This window comes from Chromohalobacter sp. 296-RDG, assembly GCF_029889885.1.
Classification (GTDB): domain Bacteria; phylum Pseudomonadota; class Gammaproteobacteria; order Pseudomonadales; family Halomonadaceae; genus Chromohalobacter.
The window spans coordinates 23,786-41,795 of the sequence record NZ_JARANY010000024.1 but is presented as its reverse complement, the minus strand read 5'-3'; the positions used below and the strand labels follow the sequence as shown (position 1 = coordinate 41,795).

The window sequence follows — 18,010 nt, the reverse complement described above, 5'->3', positions numbered from 1 at the left end:
TATCGACCACGGGCAACTCATCCCCGGCGGTATCGTCCTGCGGCTCTTGCGCCGGTGCTTCGCCAGGTGGTGCGGGAAGCGCCGTGGGATGAGGCTCGGGCGCGGAATGAGGCTCGGGCGCGGAATGAGCGATTGTACCCAGGTGGTGCTCGAGAATGGCATTCAGTGCCGGTTCGCGGATGGGTTTGATCAAGCAGTCGCTCATGCCGACGTGCAGGAGCTGTTGACGCTCTTCTTCGAGCGCATGCGCGGTCAGCGCTACGATGGGCCGCCGCTGCCAGTCGTCGCCTAGCGCGCGGAGCGCTTTCATGGCGTCTACGCCGTTCATGCCGGGCATCTGGATGTCCATCAATACCAGCGCAATGGACTCGCTTTGCGCCATCGCCAGCGCTTCCTCGCCGCTTCCGGCGAGTAGCGGTGACAAGCCGCGGTCCTGCAATAGCTCCTTGACCAGCAGGCGGTTGGAGGGCGTGTCATCGACGACCAGCACTTTGCCGCTCGGCGCTGGCGATGGAGTCTCCGCTGGTGCGTGCGCCGGCTCGCCCTCGACCATCAGCAAGGCGTTGATGGCATTGCCCAGGCCGCGTCGCGACACGGGCTTGGTGGTGATCTCGCCGCCGTGGGGGAGCGCCAGGTCGGGCAGCTCGAAGGGATCGGCATTGATCAGCAGCAGCCCGGGGCACGCGCAGTGATTCAGCGCTTCGCGCCAGGCGGTGATCTCGCGAGGTCGCAAGTCATCCTGGGTCAGCCCCAGCAACAATAGGTCGATCTCCGGTGGTGGGTTCGTGCAGGCATCCCGCGAGGGCAGTGGCACGACGTGAGCATCCCAGCGCTCGAGCAGGTGCGTGAAGGCTCGCCGGGTGGCGGCGTGGGGTTCGAACAGGCCGACGCGATAGCCGCCCAGATTCAACTCGGGCAGACGCTCGCGCTGTTGCGTCGCGATCAGCGTCAGCGAAAACGTGAAGGTCGTGCCTTCGCCGCTTTCGCTTTCGACATCGATCTCGCCGCCCATCTGCTCAACCAGGCGCTTGCTGATCATCAGCCCCAGCCCGGTACCGCCGTATTGGCGCGAGCGGCTGGCATCGCCCTGACTGAAGGCCTGGAAAAGTCGCTCGCGGCTTGCCAGATCGAGGCCGATTCCCGTATCGCGGACGCTGATGTGCAGCTTGGTGTTGGTGGTGCTGAGCTCATCGAGCATGACGCGTACCACGACCTCGCCGCGCTCGGTGAACTTGACGGCATTATTGACCAGGTTGGTGAGCACCTGTTTGATGCGCAGGGGGTCGCCGAGCAATTGATCGGGCACATCGTCGTAGACCAGTCCCAGCAGATGCAGGCTCTTGCGCTGGGCGTTGGGGGCCTGAAGGCCGAGGACCTCGTCGATCAGGGCGACCATGTCTATCGGTACGGTTTCCAGTTCGAGCTTGCCGGCCTCGATCTTGGAGAAATCCAGCACATCGCTGATCAGCGAGAGGAGATTGTCCGAGGCGGTTTGCACTTGTTCGAGCCATTCGCGCTGGCGGCTGTCCAGTGCACTTCGTCCGAGCAGTTGGCAGAAACCGATGATGCCATTGAGTGGCGTACGAATTTCATGGCTGATATTGGCCAGGAACTGGGACTTGATGCGATTGGCTTCCAGCGCGCGGCGATGGGCCATGTCGAGCTCTATGTTCTTGACCTCGATGGTTTCCATCGACTCGCGCAAATCGAAGGTCGTCTGATCGATTTGCGCCTGGGTGTCCTCGCGCAGCCGCATCATATGATCGCCCAGGGCGTTGAGCTGGTGCCCCAGCGTGGCCAGTTCACGCGCACCACGAGGCTTCAGGCGGGCGCTGTAATCGCCGCCGTTAAGGCGTTCGAGCAGGTCGATCTGATGTTGCAGCGGCCGGGTCAGGCGGCGGCTCAGCGGGTAAGCGAGCAAGAACAGCAGCAGGCCCAGCACCAAACCGGCCATGCCGTGGCCGGCCAGCTGGCGATAAAAGGCCAGCGTCAGCGCGGTGGTGCCCAGATCGACATCCAGCCAGTAGGCCGTGGGCGCGTTCGCTGTTTCCGAGTCCATATTGACCGTACCCAAGGGTTGTAGCCAGTGCCAGCGTTGCGCGTGCCCCTGCAATGTACCCTGGGCTGGTAGCGGTCGCGCGGGGGCGGGCTGCGTTTCGCCGAGGCTGAGCACGGCCTCGCCATCGCCGTCGCGAACGCTGACGGCGTGGATCACATCGATATCCAGCAGATGTTGGGCCAACTGGCGGAGGTGTTCGTCACGCCCTTCCTCGAGCGCCAGCGTGAAGGCCGGCGCCAGCGTCGTGGTGACATCATCGACGCGTGTGGCGAGTGCCTGACGCGCCTCCTGGCGCCCGGCATAGATATCGTATGTCCCATAGGCGATTCCCACGCCCAGTGGCAAACCCAGCAATAAAAGCAGCAAGCGCAGCCTTAGTGACATTCCGACCGCTCCCTTCGTGTTCCCCATCGGCAGTATGCCACACTCAGCGGGTTCGCCTGTCGCCGACGGGCCGTCCCGGATATAATTGGACGCATCGAATAACCCACGAATGCGTTTTGACGCGACGCGCATCGCTCACGCCCGGCGTATCGATGGGGGTCGCGGTCAGCAAAGGATGAATCCATGCAATTTCCCACTCTCGCGGATGTGGTCGGCCACACGCCGCTGGTGCGTTTGAACCGGCTGAAGGCAGGTCATGGCAACACGCTACTGGCCAAGCTCGAAGGCAACAACCCGGCGGGTTCGGTCAAGGATCGTCCGGCTCTATCGATGCTAGGAGAAGCCGAGGCGCGTGGCGAGATCAGTCCTGGCGATACCCTGATCGAGGCGACCTCGGGCAACACTGGCATCGCGCTGGCCATGGCGGCGGCGATCAAGGGCTACCGCATGTCCTTGATCATGCCCGAGAGCGCTTCCAGCGAGCGCAAGCAGGCGATGGCCGCTTATGGCGCGCAGTTGATTGAGGTCAGCAAGGACGCAGGCATGGAAGGCGCGCGTGACCTGGCCGACGAAATGATCGCGCGCGGTGACGGAAAGCCGCTCAATCAGTTCGCCAATACCGATAATTCATTGTCGCATTATCGCACCACCGGGCCGGAGCTCTGGGAGCAGACCGACGGGCAAATCACCCATTTCGTCAGTTCGATGGGTACCACCGGCACTATCATGGGCGTTTCGCAGTATCTCAAGGAGCAGCGTTCCGACGTTCAGATCGTCGGCCTGCAACCCGCCGATGGCGCCAGCATCGCCGGTATTCGTCGTTGGCCGCGTGAGTACCTGCCGAGCATTTTCGATGCCTCAAGGGTTGATGTCACCCTGGATATCGGCCAGCAGGAAGCCGAGGAGCATATGCGTCTGCTCGCCCGCGAAGAAGGCATTCTGGCGGGGGTCTCTTCCGGTGGTGCGCTCGCCGGCGCGCTGCGGATTGCCGAGCAGGTGGAAAACGCGGTGATCGTGTTCATCGTCTGCGACCGGGGCGATCGTTATCTATCCACCGGTTTGTTTGCCCCGGAGCGCTGAGATGGCGATGCTGGGCAAACGGCGCCCACCGCGCGCCGCCACAAACCGTGTGCGTAGAGAAAATGGGACGAATGCGCCGCGTAGTGGCGAGTCGGCAGATACGTTGACCATCGAGCGCCTGGCGCATGATGGTCGTGGCGTGGCACGCGACCCGCATGGCAAGACGGTGTTCGTCGATCAAGCGCTCCCCGGCGAGTGTATGCGCATCGCCGTGCATCGTCAGCGCAAGCGCTTCGATGAGGCGCATGTCGTCGAGTGTCTCGAACCCTCTCCACAGCGGGTGACACCGCCTTGCGCATACTACGGGCGTTGCGGCGGTTGTGACTTGCAGCATCTGGCGCTCGCAGAGCAGCGCACCCATAAACAGCGCACGCTCGAGGAACTGTTCACGCGTCAGGGGCTCGACCTCCCCGAGGTGCAGCGCTTGGCTGGCGAAGGCCTGGGCTATCGGCGTCGCGCTCGCCTGGGCGTCAAATGCGATGCCGAGGGAACGCCGCATCTCGGCTTTCGAGCACGGGGCAGTGAACACTTGGTCGATATCGACGACTGCATGGTGCTCGAGCCCGCACTCTCGGACTTGATTGCGCCGCTGCGCGAATGCCTGACCACGCTGGAGGCGCCACGCCGCGTTGGCCACATCGAACTGCTCGCCACCGCCGAAGGCGCCTGTGTGGTGATACGTCAATTGCGCGATGTGCCCGGTGACGAAGCCCGTTGGCAAGGTTTCGCCGCCGAACGCGATATCACTCTGATCTGGCAAGTGGGGCGTGACTCACCCACGCGGCGCTGGCTGCATGCGCCGTTTGGCGAGACGCTGCACGTCACGCTGACGCTGGACGATACCACCTTGCAATTGGGATGCGCGCCGGGCGATTTCCTGCAGATCAACGCCGAGGTCAATGCCCAGTTGGTACGCACGGCGCTACGCTGGCTTGCACCACGAGGGCACGAACGGGTGCTCGATCTGTTCGCCGGCGTGGGCAACTTCACGCTGGCGCTATCGCCGCATGTGGCGGCGATCAGCGGCATCGAAGGCAGCCCGGCGATGGCCGAGCGCCTGGCCGACAACGCGCGCCGTGCCGGTTTGCACCATGTCGAGGCACATCAGATCGATCTGACCACGCGCATGCCCGATGTCGACGATGTCGACTGGGTCGTGCTCGACCCGCCACGTGGCGGTGCCGAAGCGCTGTGTCGGGGGCTTGCCGAGCAGCCAGTGGAAAAGGTGCTGTATGTGTCGTGCGATCCCGCCGCGCTGGCGCGGGATATGGCACATCTTGTGCAAGGTGGTTACCGCATCGAACGTGCCGCGGTGGTCGATATGTTTCCGCACACCGCACACTTGGAGTCCATGCTGTTGCTGACCCGCGAGTCGTCGCGCGGTCGGTCCATGTCCGTAGAAAGGGAAGATCATGGTCAAGGTCCGTGAAGACCAGCCGCTGACGCAGACCGGCGATGTCGATATCGCATTGTGGTTGCAGCGCCTCCAGGACGATATCGCACTACGCGATGTCGCGGAGATGCACGAGGCCTGCGAGCTTGCCCGACATCTGGCCTGTAACGCCGAGAAACCGCACCACAATTGGGCCGAGCCGGCTTCGAGCTTCCGTACCGGTCTGGAAATGGCCGATATCCTCGGCGAGCTCAAGCTCGATCAGGCGATTCTCGAAGCGGCAGTACTGTATCGCGTGGTGCGCGAAGGGCTGATCACGCTGGAGGCCATCGAGAAACGCTTTGGCTCGGAAGTGGCCTCGCTGATCGACGGTGTGCTGCACATGGCAGCGATCAGCCAATTGCAAGCGCCGCGTCAGGGGTTATCGCAGCACAATCAGCAGGAAAACCTGCGCAAGATGCTGGTGGCGATGGTCGACGACGTACGCGTCGCCTTGATCAAGATCGCCGAGCGTACCTGTGCGCTGCGCATGGTGCGCGATGCGCCGCGCGACAAGCGTCTGCGGGTGGCGCGCGAGGTCTTCGATATATACGCGCCGCTGGCCCACCGCCTGGGTATCGGGCAGCTCAAGTGGGAGCTCGAGGACCTGTCGTTCCGCTATCTGCAAGAGAGCGATTACAAGATCATCGCCAAGCAGCTGGCCGAGAAGCGCCTCGACCGTGATCGCTACATCCATGACGTGGTGGAAAACATCAAGGGATTGCTCGATCAGCAAGGCATCCAGCAATACGATGTCGATGGCCGTGCCAAGCATATCTATTCGATCTGGCGCAAGATGCAGCGCAAGCACATTGACTTCTCGCAGGTCTACGACGTGCGCGCGGTGCGCGTTCTGGTGCCGGAAGTCGCCGACTGCTACACCGCATTGGGCATCGTGCATTCGAACTGGCATCACGTGCCGCATGAATTCGACGATTACATCGCCAACCCCAAGCGCAATGGCTACCAATCGCTGCACACCGCCGTGATTGGCCCTGAAAACAAGGTACTGGAGATTCAGATCCGTACCTTCGCCATGCACGAGGAGGCCGAGCTCGGTGTCTGTGCCCACTGGCGTTACAAGGGCCACGATGTCGACTCGAAAAGCCGCAGCTACGAGGAGAAGATCGCCTGGTTGCGCCAGGTGCTCGAATGGCAGGAAGAAGTCGGCGAGCTGGGCGACTTGAGCGAGGGGCTCACCAGCGATGTGGCGCCGGACCGTATCTACGTCTTTACACCGGACGGCCATGTCATCGACATGCCCAAGATTGCCACGCCCATCGATTTCGCCTATCGCGTGCACACCGAGATCGGTCATCTTTGCCGGGGCGCCAAGGTCGATGGCCGCATCGTGCCATTGACCTATCAACTCGAAACCGGGCAGCAGGTCGAGATCCTCACCGCGACCAAGGGCGGGCCGAGTCGTGACTGGCTCAATCCTAACCTTGGCTTCGTCAAGACCTCGCGGGCGCGGGCCAAGATCCAGTCGTGGTTCAAGTACCAGGCGCGTAGCCAGAACATCGAGGAAGGCCGCAGCCTGTTCGAGAAGGCATTCAAGCGGCTGGACATCGAGGGCGTGGATTTCGATGCCCTGGCGCAGGCCGTCAATTACCAGACGGTCGACGACATGTATGCCGCCATCGGTGGCGGCGATCTGCGCATCGGGCAAGTGCTGCACCAGGCGCAGCAACTCTTCGGCGATACTGACGATCAGGAACAACTAGACCGTCTGCTGGCCAAGCCGCGTCGCTCGTCCAAAGCGGCGGTGGACGACATCACCGTGCTGGGGGTCGGCAATCTCAAGACCTCGATGGCCAATTGCTGCCATCCGGTACCCGGCGATCAGATCGTCGGCTATATCACTCAGGGGCGCGGCGTGACCATCCACCGTCAGGACTGTCCCAATATCCTGCAGCTACGCGCCGAGGAGCCGCGACGTATCGTCGATGTCGAGTGGGGCAATGCCAGCGCTCAGTATCCGGTGGATATCGAGATCGAAGCCTGGGATCGCTCGGGGTTGTTGCGCGATGTCACGCATATTCTGACCAGTGATCGCCTCAATGTGCTGTCGGTCAATACGCTGACCGATAAGCACGATAATCTGGCGCGTATGAAGATCACGCTGGAAGTCGACGGTCTCGAAGCGCTGGAACGCATCTTTTCGCGCATTCAGCAGTTGCCCAACGTCATTGATGTCAAGCGGCTGCGCAGTGGAGGAGGCAAGAAGGCATGAACAACGCATCCATGCGTTACGGTCTCGACGATCTTTTGACGTTGATGGCGGTGTTGCGAGACGCCGATCAAGGTTGCCCCTGGGACGTCAAGCAGGACTGGGACAGCATCGTCCCGCACACCCTGGAAGAGGCCTACGAAGTGGCCGATGCCATCGAGCGCCGCGCCTTCGACGAGCTGCCCGGCGAGCTGGGCGACTTGCTGTTTCAGGTCGTCTACTACAGCCAGTTCGCGCACGAGGAAGGGCGCTTCGATTTTCACGATGTCCTCGATGTGCTGACCGCCAAGATGGTGGCGCGCCATCCGCATGTTTTCCCCGAGGGAACGCTTGACTCACGGCGTCCTGCTGGCGTCTCGGCCGATGAGGTCGAAACGGCGGATGTCAAGACGCGCTGGGAAACCCTCAAGGCGCAGGAGCGCGAGACCCGCGAGGCGGTCTCGGTACTCGATGACGTGCCGCGCACGCTGCCGGCCCTGTCGCGTGGCGCCAAGCTCTCCAAGCGCGCCGCGCGGGGCGGCTTCGACTGGCCGGATGAGCGGGGCGTTTTCGACAAGATTCGCGAAGAGCTGGCGGAAGTCCAGGAGGCCACAGAGCAGCAGGACGTCGACCACGCGCGCGAGGAAATCGGCGATCTGCTGTTCGCCGTGACCAACCTGGCGAGGCGCTTTGACGTCGATCCCGAGCGCGCGCTGCGCGAAGCCAATGGCAAGTTCGAGCGCCGCTTTCGTCATGTGGAGAGTGCGCTGGCGGAGCAGGGCGATTCCCTCGAGGCCTCCTCCCTCGACGAGCTGGAGCGTCACTGGCAAACCGCCAAGCGCCGCGAAACCTCTGCGTCCTGAGGGAGAACATCCGTTGTGGGTGTCGGCGTGCCCGGGTAATGTAGTCAAGACAACAATAGTCAAGACAACGACTTGCCATGTTGGTTACTGAGATGACCGGCACATCCACCACGGAGGGCATCATGAGTCACGACTTGCATGAATCGCTGCGCGATAACGTCCGCATCCTCGGCGATAGCCTGGGGCGCACCATTGCCGATGACCTGGGCGACGGCTTCGTCGACAAGATCGAGACCATTCGCAGCCTGGCCAAGCAAGGGCGTCAGGAAGACAGCGAAGGCCGCCGTGAATTGATCGAATACCTGCGCGCGCTGCCCGAGCAGGATTTGCTGCCGGTGACGCGTGCTTTCAATCAGTTTCTCAACTTCTCCAATATCGCCGAGCAGCATTACCGGGCGCGTTTTCGTCGTGTCGAGGACTACAAACCCGGCACCCAGCCCGATCTCGGCGAACTGTTCGGGCGCATTCGAAGCGCGGGCCATGCGCCGCGCAAGCTGGTCGAGACGCTGGCCGCCATGCGCGTGGAACTGGTGCTGACGGCGCATCCCACCGAGGTCATCCGACGTACTTTGATCCGCAAGTACGACGCCATAGACGAGTGCCTGAGCACCATGGAAGGCGCTACCGAGCGGGAGGAAATCGCCAACCGCGCCCGCGGGCGGCTCGAGGAATTGATCGGCCAGGCCTGGCATACCGACGAGATTCGCCATGAACGTCCGACCCCGGTAGATGAAGCCAAATGGGGCTTCGCGGTGATCGAGAACTCGTTGTGGCAAGCGGTGCCCGATTTTCATCGTGAGCTGGATGACCTGTTGCTGGCCTCCGCCGGTGAGCGCTTGCCGCTGGACGCCGCACCGTTGCGCTTTGCCTCGTGGATGGGCGGCGATCGCGACGGCAATCCCAACGTCACCGGGAAGGTCACCGAGGAAGTCCTGCTGCTGGGCCGCTGGATGGCCGCCGATCTCTATGCCCGCGACCTGTTGCGTCTCAAGTCGGAGCTCTCGATGTGGAAGGCCAACGGCGCGTTGCGTGCCGAGGTCGGCAGTGTCCCGGAGCCGTATCGGGCCTTGCTCAAGCGCTTGCTGGCAAGGGTCGAGGCGACGCGCGACTGGGCCAAGGCGCGTCTCGATGGACGTCCCTTCGACAGCGACATCCCGATCATCGAAACCCGCGATCAGCTCTATGCGCCACTGTTGTCCTGCTATCGCTCGTTGTGCGACGTGGGTCTGGATACCATCGCCAACGGCAGCCTGCTGGATACCCTGCGGCGCGTGGCGGTATTCGGCGTCTCGCTCACCAAGCTGGATATCCGTCAGGAATCCAGTCGTCATGCTCAGGTCTTCGACGAGCTCAGCGATTGCCTGGGGCTGGGTCACTACCGCGAGTGGGACGAAGAACAGCGTCAGGCTTTCCTGCTCGAAGAGCTGGAATCACCGCGTCCGTTGATTCCTCGGCGCTGGGATTGCTCGTCGGAAACCCGCGAGGTCATCGATACCTTCCGCGTCATCGCTCGCGAGCACCGCGAGGCGCTGGGCACCTACGTCATCTCCATGGCGGGGCAGCCGTCCGACGTGCTGGCGGTGGCGCTCTTGATGAAAGAAGTCGGCGGCGACATGCACCTGCCCATCGCGCCGCTGTTCGAGACGCTCGATGACCTCAACCGCGCCGGCGACGTTATCTCCCGATTGCTGTCATTGCCGGGCTACCGACGCATGGCCGGCGATGGCCAGGAAGTCATGATCGGCTATTCGGACTCGGCCAAGGACGCCGGTCAGTTGGCTGCCGCCTGGGCTCAGTACCGCGCCCAGGAACAACTGGTCGGCATCTGCCGCGAGCACGGCGTCGCGTTGACGCTGTTCCATGGGCGTGGTGGTACCGTGGGGCGCGGCGGCGGCCCGGCGCATGCGGCAATTCTCTCGCAGCCGCCGGGCTCGGTGAACGGCAGCTTGCGCGTCACCGAGCAGGGCGAGATGATCCGCTTCAAGTTCGGTCAGCCGGATATCGCCTTGCGTTCCATGGAAATCTACGCCTGTGCGGTGCTCGAAGCCACACTGCTGCCGCCTCCCGACCCCGAACCGGCATGGCGCGAGGAAATGGACCGGCTGTCCGATATCGCACATCGTGCCTATGTCGGCGTGGTGCGCGAGGACCCCGACTTCGTGCCTTATTTCCGCTCGGTGACGCCGGAAAGCGCGCTGGGCCGTCTACCGCTAGGCTCGCGCCCGGCGAAGCGTCGCCAGGAGGGCGGCGTGGAATCGCTGCGCGCGATTCCCTGGATCTTCGCCTGGACCCAAACGCGTCTCATGCTACCGGCCTGGTTGGGCAGCGGCGAAGCCTTCGCCACGCGTCTTGCCGAACCCGACGGTCGCGAGCGCCTGCGCGACATGCGTGAACGCTGGCCGTTTTTCGGCACGTATCTGGACATGCTCGAGATGCTGCTGGCCAAGGCTGATCCGGACATCGCTGCCTATTACGAGCGCCGTCTGGTCGATGAACCGGCGCTGCAAGCCCTGGGCAAGTCGCTACGCGAGCGTCTGGCGCATCTGCACACGGCGTTGCTGGATATTCTCGACCAGGATGAGCTGCTCGAGCATACGCCGCTGATTCGCCAGGCCATCGAGGTGCGCAACCCCTATATCGATCCCTTGCATGGCCTGCAGGCGGAGCTTCTGCAGCGTAATCGCGACGCCGATGGCGCGATCAGCCCCGAGCTGTCGCGGGCCTTGATGGTCACCATGGCGGGGATCGCCGCAGGCCTTCGCAATACCGGCTAGTCGGCCTGTATGGAGGGAAATGTCAGGTACGGCGCGAGGGAGCCAGCATCCCTTGCGTCAGCATGCCGCCGACGAGGCCCCAGAACGCCGCGCCGACACCCAGTAGCGTCACGCCCGAGGCGGTGATGAGAAAGGTGACCAGCGCCGCGTCACGTTGGGACGCGTCATGCAGGGCGTTATGCAGGCTACCGCCGATGGTGGTCAATAGCGCCAGCCCCGCGATGGCCAGCACTAAAGGGCCGGGCAGGGCGGCAAACAGCGTGCCGATGGAACCGCCGAAGACGCCCGCCAGCAAGTAGAACGCCCCTGCGCAAGCGGCGGCCATGTAGCGCCGCCCGGGGTCGGGATGCGCCTCGGGTCCCATGCAGATGGCAGCGGTGATCGCCGCCAGGCAGATCGAGAAACCGCCCAGTGGTGCCAATATCAGCGTCGCTAATCCCGTGCAGGCGATCAACGGTGACAACGGGGGCGTATAGCCCGCTGCGCGCAACGTGGCCACCCCCGGCGCGTTCTGGGAGGCCATGCTGACCACGAATAGCGGAATACCCACGCCGATCAGCGAGGACAGTGTGAAGCGTGGCGTGATCGGTTCGGGCATATCGATGGCCAGCGTGACGCGCGTCGTGTCGATGCCGCCTTGCCATCCGGCGACAGCCAACCCCACCAGAAGGACTCCGAGCACCGCGTAGCGCGGGCAATAGCGCCGCCCCAGCAGATACGCGATGCACATGGCGCCCACCAGGGGCAGGTTATCCTCGAGCGAGGCGAAGGCCTCGAGCCCGAAGCGCAGCAATACTCCACCGAGCATGGCAGCGGCAAGAGCGTGCGGAATGCGCTCCATGAGCCGCGCGAAGATTCCCGTGACCCCGCATAGCACCATCAGTGCACCCGAGAACAGGAACACGCCGATGGCCTCGGCGAGCGTATAGTCGCCGAGGCTCGTCGCCAGTAACGCGGCGCCGGGGGTCGACCACGCGGTGAGCACCGGCACCCGATAGTAAAGTGACAACCCCAGCGAAGTGACGCCCATGCCCAGCCCCAGCACGCTCAGCCAGCCGCCGATCTGTGCGGGGCTGGCGCCGGCGGCCTCGGCCGCCTGAAAGACGATCACCGCTGAGCTGGCATAGCTCACCAGCACGGCCACGAACCCCGCCACGATAGCCGAGACGGAAAGATCGCGTAGGAAAAACGGCTGACGCATGGTGGCTCCTTGCCCAGGCGGTCGGCGGATTTTGGCATGATGTGCGTTATAACGCACGATAGCAGCGCCGACGATGACGTACAATTGATCCACGGTGCAGTCATTCCAAGGACGGTTTATCGGAGGCTAGGTATATGCAGGAACCGACACCGCATATCGCCGCGACACTCAAGACGCTGCGCGCCGCGCAAGGCTGGAGCCTGGATCGGGCATCACACGTGACGGGCGTCAGCAAGGCGATGCTGGGCCAGATCGAGCGTGGCGAGTCGAGCCCCACCGTGGCAACGTTATGGAAAATCTCGGGTGGGTTCCGCGTATCGTTCTCGTTGTTCTTCGACCAGGCCTCGATACAGGGCGCTCCGCCGGACAACGCTGCCACTGCGGTATTGGAAGATGCCGCCGCCGGCATGACGGTAACACCGCTCTTCGCCTTCGACCCGGACCTGCGCTTCGAGATGTTCCTGATCGAACTGGCGCCGGGCGCGTGTAGCGAGTCATCGCCCCACGAACCTGGCGTTGTCGAGCATGTCGTGGTGCTCGAAGGTGCGCTGGATCTGGGCCTCGATGGGACGTGGAACACGCTCGGCACCGGCGAGGCGCGCCGTTTCGCCGCCGACCGCGAGCACGGCTATCGTAACCTTGGCGATCGGGTGGTCCGCTTTCACGACGTGATTCATTACCCGCAGGTTTAGTCACGGCGAAGAGCGATGGGTTGCCACGATGATCAGCGGCAAGCTGCCGCGAGGGCGCTATAAACCCTTCCCTGGGCGCTACATTCGTCGTCCCTGACGAATGACCCTCGCTTGCATCTTGCCGCTGCTATCCATTGATGCCGGGTGGAGAGCGGAGGGCACGCAAGGCCTCGGGCCTATATTTCTCCAGCAATGCCCAGAGGATGGCCGCGCTCTGCGTATCGGGGAATCCATCGTAGCGCGCGGGCCGAAAATGCATCTGAAAGGCACGCAAGGTGTCATGCGTGAGTGCATCGAAGGTTCCCGTGATACGCACCGGGTAGCCGTAAGCCGCCAACGCACGCTGTAACTGCCCCACGCTCCGTGGATGCTGCGTGAAGTATTCTTGATAAGCCGCGACGCGGTCGGCGTCGGGCCAGGCACCGATGCCCGCGCGATAAAGCCGGTACCAAGGAAAGCGAGGGCCAGGATCGATCTTGCGTTGCGGGGCGATATCGGCATGGCCGACGACATCCATGGGGGCGATGTCGTGGCGCTCGATGACGTCCCGCGCCAGGTCGATGAGCATATCGATCTGGCGTGCGGGATAAGGCGTCCAGGTGCGTCCATGGGACGTATCGCGCGGCCCACGATTGACGATTTCGATACCGATGGACGTGTCATTGAGGTTCGAACGCGACCCCCAGGCGCTGGCCCCGGCATGCCAGGCGCGCCGCGATTCATCGACTAGTTGATAGACCGTCGGCGTGCGTGTCACCAGATAGTGCGAGCTTACGTGTGGCCCGGTCAGGGTGCGGAGCGCACGTCGTGCATCGCTGTCGGTGTAATGCAGCACCAAGTGGCGCACGCGGCTGCTCTGCGCGCTGGACTGATAACGATGATCGACTCGGTAGCCGTCACGTGATTCGGTTGTCGGTGTGCCGCTGCACGCCGTCAGCGTGAGCAGGCAGGCGATAACGATGCAGGCCAGCGGAAGGCAGGGCACGGAGAGTCGCCATGGCGATTGATGCAAATGAAGGCGTGACGTCGGCATGGCGGCGTCTCCGGCGTTGACGTATTACAGGGCGGCATACCAGTGAGCGATCAGTATGCCCAGTGTGAGTGTCAACGAGAAGCTCAGCATGGTGCCCAGCAGGACGTACTCGGTGAGCTTGCGGTCGCGATCCTCACGTAGATCGCCGAAACGCAATACCGACTTGGCAGCCAGCAGGAATCCGATGGGCACGAGCTGGCCAGCCAGCACGAACGTCAGCACCAGAAACCGCTCGAGCATGCCGATCCGCGCGCCCGCATCGGCGAGCGTGCCGCTGTTGTCCACGCCATGGCTCCAACGCCGCATGATCAGAGCGATGAGAATCGAGAACGGCCGCATGACGATCAAATACGCCAAGGCCACCAGCAGGGTCCGTGGATGCAGTAGCCATGCGACGGCCTGGCCTAGCCAAGCGCCGTCATCGACCAGCCATGCCCAGGCGATGACGAGCACGGTGACATGCAGGGCCTGATCGACGACGAAGTAACGTATGCGTTCGGCCGGGGCGTGGGTCTTGAAGGCATCGATGACGAGATGCGTGACCGCGATGAACACCGCCCCCAGCATAGCGGTGGCAAGGGATTGAGAACTGATGAATACCAGCCAGGCCAACGCGCCATGCACGCCGGCATGCAAGTAAAGGGCTCGGGAACGCTGGCGACGAGCGTTCTTGTCGCGAACCCAGGCAGCGCTCTGGAGCAGAAAGTCACCGGCCAGATGCGCGATCAGCAACAGCAATAGCGTGGTCAAGGGCGAACCGATCATCGCGGAGCCTCCAAGATGGTGGCGATACGCTGGCCGACATGCGTGAGATACTCTTCGATCAGCGGCCAACGTGCGGCGTGCAAGCGTTGATGGATAGTCGATTGCGCGCGTTCGAGACGTTCGGCCAAAGCCTTCTGGGTTTCGGCCTGCTGCAGTTGCCAGTACGTCACTTCGGCGGCGTTATGGGTCCAGCCCTGAATGATGGCATCGGCGAAGCGGGTCAACAGGGCCAGGGTGTCATCGGGCTTGAGCAATGACAGCGCAAAGCGTGTATCGCCCTCGCTCAAGGCATCCAGGGCCTGGCCGGAGCGCACGTAAACCTCGCCATTGGCCGAGGCGAAACGTCCCGCCTCGGGTAAATGCCCCGGACCGACCGCCACTGCGATGCGGGCGTCCCAGGTCTCGCGTCGAGAAGGGGAGTGCCGTATCAACGCGGCACGAGCCAGTACGGCGGCCGTCATAACCTGCGCGGGTGAGCGCAAGGCGACTTGAAAGCCATCGCCTCGGTAGCGGTCCACGCATGCCCCGTATTGCGATTCGAGGAGTCCTAGTGCGCTCTCGAGCGCTTGATCGAGCCGTGTGTGATCCTTGATGCGGCGTGACCCGACGATGTCGCCGGTCAGTACGCCGAGCGGGGTTTCATTCATGTCTTTTATCGCCTTTAAATACGATATATGGCAATAATAGTAGAATAATTATATAAGTCTAGGTAATCGTAAAATTATACGATTTTTTCTAGACTGACACGATACTGCGTGTGCTGTAATTATATACAGTAATTGAGGTAGACGAACCCTGCAAGGTACCACCGTGTCAGTAGAGCGGGATGGTGATCATGGTATCTGTCGCCCTGGCATTCCCGGTCGGATGCTATCAGGCTTGCGTTTCAAGTGCCTCGGCGGGGGATGAGAGCATCTGCGCCTGGGTGGTATTGCGGCCTTGGGCCTTGCAGGAATACAGGGCTTCATCGGCGCAGGCGATCATGTCGTCGATGTCCGCGCTGGTGCCGGGTGGGCTGGTGACGACCCCCACGCTGACGGTCACTACGTCGGCGGTGGGCGAGTATTCATGAGGTATTCCCATGGCCTGGATCATGCTACGCGTGGCATCGGCCAAGCGCCAGGCCTCTTGGCTGGGGGTATCGATGAGCAAGACGAGAAACTCCTCGCCGCCCAAACGAACGACGATATCCGTTTCACGGCGGAAGGTATCGCGCAATACGCCAGAGATCTGCACTAGGCATTCATCGCCGGCTGGATGGCCGTAGTAGTCGTTATAAGGTTTGAAATGGTCGACATCCATCATCAACACCGACACCGCACAATCCAGGCGGCGCGTCAGTGGTAGGGCGACATCGATACGGTTTTCCAGCATGCGGCGATTGCCCAGTTTCGTGAGCGGATCGACCAGTGATTGTTCCAGCAATTGAGCATTGTGTGTCTTGAGGTCCTCGACCAACTGCTGGAATTGGCGTGCCAGCTCGCCGACTTCATCGTGACGTTCGGTGAGATAAGTCGTCATCATGAGGTGGGTAAGGTATCTTATAAGTAAACTAAAATTAGCTTCCTGTGAGTTGACTCACATCAGGTGGGACGGTCGTTTGAAAATGGTGTAAGGCCAACCAGGTATCGAAGTGTTGGTTATCTTTTAAAGTATCGATTTAATAAAAGCTAGGCTTTGTTCGAAAAGTCGAATGGGGGCGTCCGGTGCAGTGCGGTGCTAAGCGACGTGCTGCATTCCCTGTGAGCAGGTGGCGCACGTAATAGTTGAATTCAGGACATAAAAAAGCCCCGCTCATGGAGAGCGGGGCGCTAAAACGTCAGCTAGTCAAGAGAGGTCTTCTTAGAAGTTGAGACCGAAGTTGGTCTGCAGGCTGGTGTGCCAGCCATCATCGTCCGGCGAACCGAAGTAACCAAGCGCGTTCTTGTTGGAAACAACACTGAACCAGGCGTAGTAGGGGCCGGCGGTGACCTTCATACCCAAGTCGTTGAGCATCGGGTCGTCAGCATTCTCGCCGAAGCCGCCCTTGTTCGGCGAATAATCGCCGTTCGGGCTAACATAGCTGAAGTCGTTGTAGAAGTAGACATTGTCGATGTCACCCCAGTCGACGTTCATGCTGTAACCCACGCTGGCGGAGTACATCTGGCCTTCGGCGGGAATCAGATAGTTGAAGCCAAATGCGCCAATCTGAATCACATCATCGGAGATACCGCTTTCTTCGATGTCGGGATTCTCGGCATCGTATTCGTAGGCGGTGGCCTGCAGTTGCGTCAGCCAGGAACCGTAGCTGCCGTTCAAGCCCACGGCGGCTTGCCAGTTGCTGCCGCTGTCGTTGGTCTGGTTGTTATAGAGTTGACCGCCCTTGGCCGAGAAGTTGATCTCGGTGGTGTAATCGGTGCCCTGACCGAAGGTATAGGCGACACGCGCAGCTACCTGATTTTCTTCGGTATTGCCTTGGTTGCCGCGTGTGTCGAGATCGCCATTGTCTTCATAAGTGGCATCAGTGGTACCGCCGATGGCGTTGGCACCGTAGTGCTCATTGCTATCACCTAGCTGATCGCTCTTGAAGAAGGCCAGTGAGGTATTCCAGGCGCCTTGGGTGTGATCCCACTTGATACCCGCGTTCTGGTTGTCGTTGAAACCGGCAAGATAAGGCAGGTTGCCGTACCAGCCCAGATAGCCGTAATCCATGTTGCCGAACGGTGTCTGGACCAGACCCACCTTGACGGTGTCGTTATCGCTGGCCTGATAGCCCATCCAGCCCTTCTTGAGAAACTGGTAACCGTCGTAGAAGCGATACTCGAACGAATACAGGAAATTGCCATGCTGACCGTCGACACCGAGCACGAACTTGCCGAAGTCCATGTCGCCGGCGGTGTCCTTGTCGGCTGTATTCCAGTCGTTGTAAACGCCTTTCAACTGGAGCGTACCGCTGAACTGGGAATTCTGGATCGAGTCGATCAGCGAGCGGTTTTCCTCGGCCAGATCACGCGTCTGCGAACTTGCCTGGCTGCTGTCGGCAGTGGTGGTCGACTGCTGAGCTTCCAGTTGCTGCTCCATGCGCTCGACTTGTGCGCGCAGGGCATCCAACTGACGCTGCATGGCCTCGGTGTCTTGTTGTGCCAAAGCCGGTGCAGCAAAAGCCAGTGTGCCGGTAACGCCCATGGCGAGGCCGGCTGCCTTGAATGATAGTTGTGCCACTTTTTTCTCCGTTTCCTACTTAGGGTCGTGAGTCGTCGAATGGGCTGGGTCGCCCTTGCGAACTGACGTCAAGGAAACATCGAACCGGGTATCACATGACCCCTCGTTCATGGGATGCACGAAGGCGCATTCACCCTGCGAGTGGGGGGCATTGAGCGATGGCAAACCATGTAGTGGTATGCGGTTCAAACGTTCCCTGAATTTTCTTCATTTTTAATTATGGAGCGCATCATACCGAAAATCTGCCGTTACATAAACAGGTGTTATGGAATGGTAGGAAAACCCCCGTATGAGCGCTTATGAAGGGCAATGTCGCG

Annotated in this window: 13 protein-coding genes; 6 read left to right on the top strand and 7 right to left on the bottom strand. The window is 61.7% G+C overall.

All coding sequences use genetic code 11. The features are described 5' to 3' along the window. On the bottom strand, positions 1–2,443 hold a 2,443-nt coding region (locus OP495_RS10545), incomplete at its 3' end, for an ATP-binding protein (protein ID WP_280569086.1). Positions 2,444–2,626: 183 nt separating this feature from the next. Here OP495_RS10545 and cysM point away from each other — a divergent pair. From cysM to ppc, 5 genes are all read left to right on the top strand, one after another. Beyond that, positions 2,627–3,523 carry a cysteine synthase CysM gene (gene cysM, locus OP495_RS10540; protein ID WP_280569083.1) on the top strand — a complete coding sequence of 299 codons (897 nt, stop codon included), beginning with the start codon at positions 2,627–2,629 and terminating at the stop codon, positions 3,521–3,523. A gap of 1 nt (position 3,524) precedes the next feature. Further along, positions 3,525–4,952, top strand: a complete 1,428-nt coding sequence (gene rlmD / locus OP495_RS10535; protein ID WP_280569080.1) for a 23S rRNA (uracil(1939)-C(5))-methyltransferase RlmD — start codon at positions 3,525–3,527, stop codon at positions 4,950–4,952. Continuing rightward, entirely contained in the window at positions 4,936–7,188 is a 2,253-nt protein-coding gene (gene relA / locus OP495_RS10530) for a GTP diphosphokinase (RefSeq protein WP_280569077.1), read from the top strand. The genes rlmD and relA overlap by 17 nt, the downstream gene beginning before the upstream one ends. After that, the gene (gene mazG / locus OP495_RS10525) at positions 7,185–8,027 is read left to right on the top strand and encodes a nucleoside triphosphate pyrophosphohydrolase (RefSeq protein WP_280569075.1); all 843 of its coding nucleotides are present in this window, start codon (positions 7,185–7,187) and stop codon (positions 8,025–8,027) included. The genes relA and mazG overlap by 4 nt, the downstream gene beginning before the upstream one ends. 122 nt (positions 8,028–8,149) lie before the next feature. Then, entirely contained in the window at positions 8,150–10,801 is a 2,652-nt protein-coding gene (ppc, locus tag OP495_RS10520; RefSeq protein WP_280569073.1) for a phosphoenolpyruvate carboxylase, read from the top strand. Between the two features lie 22 nt (positions 10,802–10,823). Here the strand turns inward: ppc and OP495_RS10515 are convergent, their stop codons facing one another. Then, complete coding sequence (locus OP495_RS10515; protein ID WP_280569071.1) at positions 10,824–12,002, bottom strand: benzoate/H(+) symporter BenE family transporter; 1,179 nt, start codon at positions 12,000–12,002, stop codon at positions 10,824–10,826. Positions 12,003–12,136: 134 nt separating this feature from the next. Here OP495_RS10515 and OP495_RS10510 point away from each other — a divergent pair, with 134 nt between their 5' ends. Further along, positions 12,137–12,694 (top strand): helix-turn-helix domain-containing protein, encoded by a 558-nt coding sequence (locus OP495_RS10510; protein ID WP_280569068.1) that lies wholly within the window; start codon positions 12,137–12,139, stop codon positions 12,692–12,694. Between the two features lie 127 nt (positions 12,695–12,821). Here the strand turns inward: OP495_RS10510 and OP495_RS10505 are convergent, their stop codons facing one another. The 5 genes from OP495_RS10505 to OP495_RS10485 form a co-directional block, all read right to left on the bottom strand. Next, entirely contained in the window at positions 12,822–13,727 is a 906-nt protein-coding gene (locus OP495_RS10505; protein ID WP_280569065.1) for an N-acetylmuramoyl-L-alanine amidase, read from the bottom strand. A 24-nt stretch (positions 13,728–13,751) separates the two neighbouring features. Beyond that, a complete protein-coding gene (locus OP495_RS10500; RefSeq protein ID WP_280569062.1) occupies positions 13,752–14,492 on the bottom strand; it encodes a DUF3307 domain-containing protein in 741 nt (246 codons plus the stop codon). Next, complete coding sequence (locus tag OP495_RS10495; RefSeq protein ID WP_280569060.1) at positions 14,489–15,139, bottom strand: hypothetical protein; 651 nt, start codon at positions 15,137–15,139, stop codon at positions 14,489–14,491. The genes OP495_RS10500 and OP495_RS10495 overlap by 4 nt, the downstream gene beginning before the upstream one ends. Before the next feature lie 226 nt (positions 15,140–15,365). Continuing rightward, positions 15,366–16,016 (bottom strand): GGDEF domain-containing protein, encoded by a 651-nt coding sequence (locus OP495_RS10490; RefSeq protein WP_280569058.1) that lies wholly within the window; start codon positions 16,014–16,016, stop codon positions 15,366–15,368. 318 nt (positions 16,017–16,334) lie between these two features. After that, positions 16,335–17,693: a hypothetical protein gene (locus OP495_RS10485; RefSeq protein WP_280569056.1), complete on the bottom strand. Its 1,359-nt coding sequence runs from the start codon at positions 17,691–17,693 to the stop codon at positions 16,335–16,337. Between the last annotated feature and the right edge of the window lie 317 nt (positions 17,694–18,010).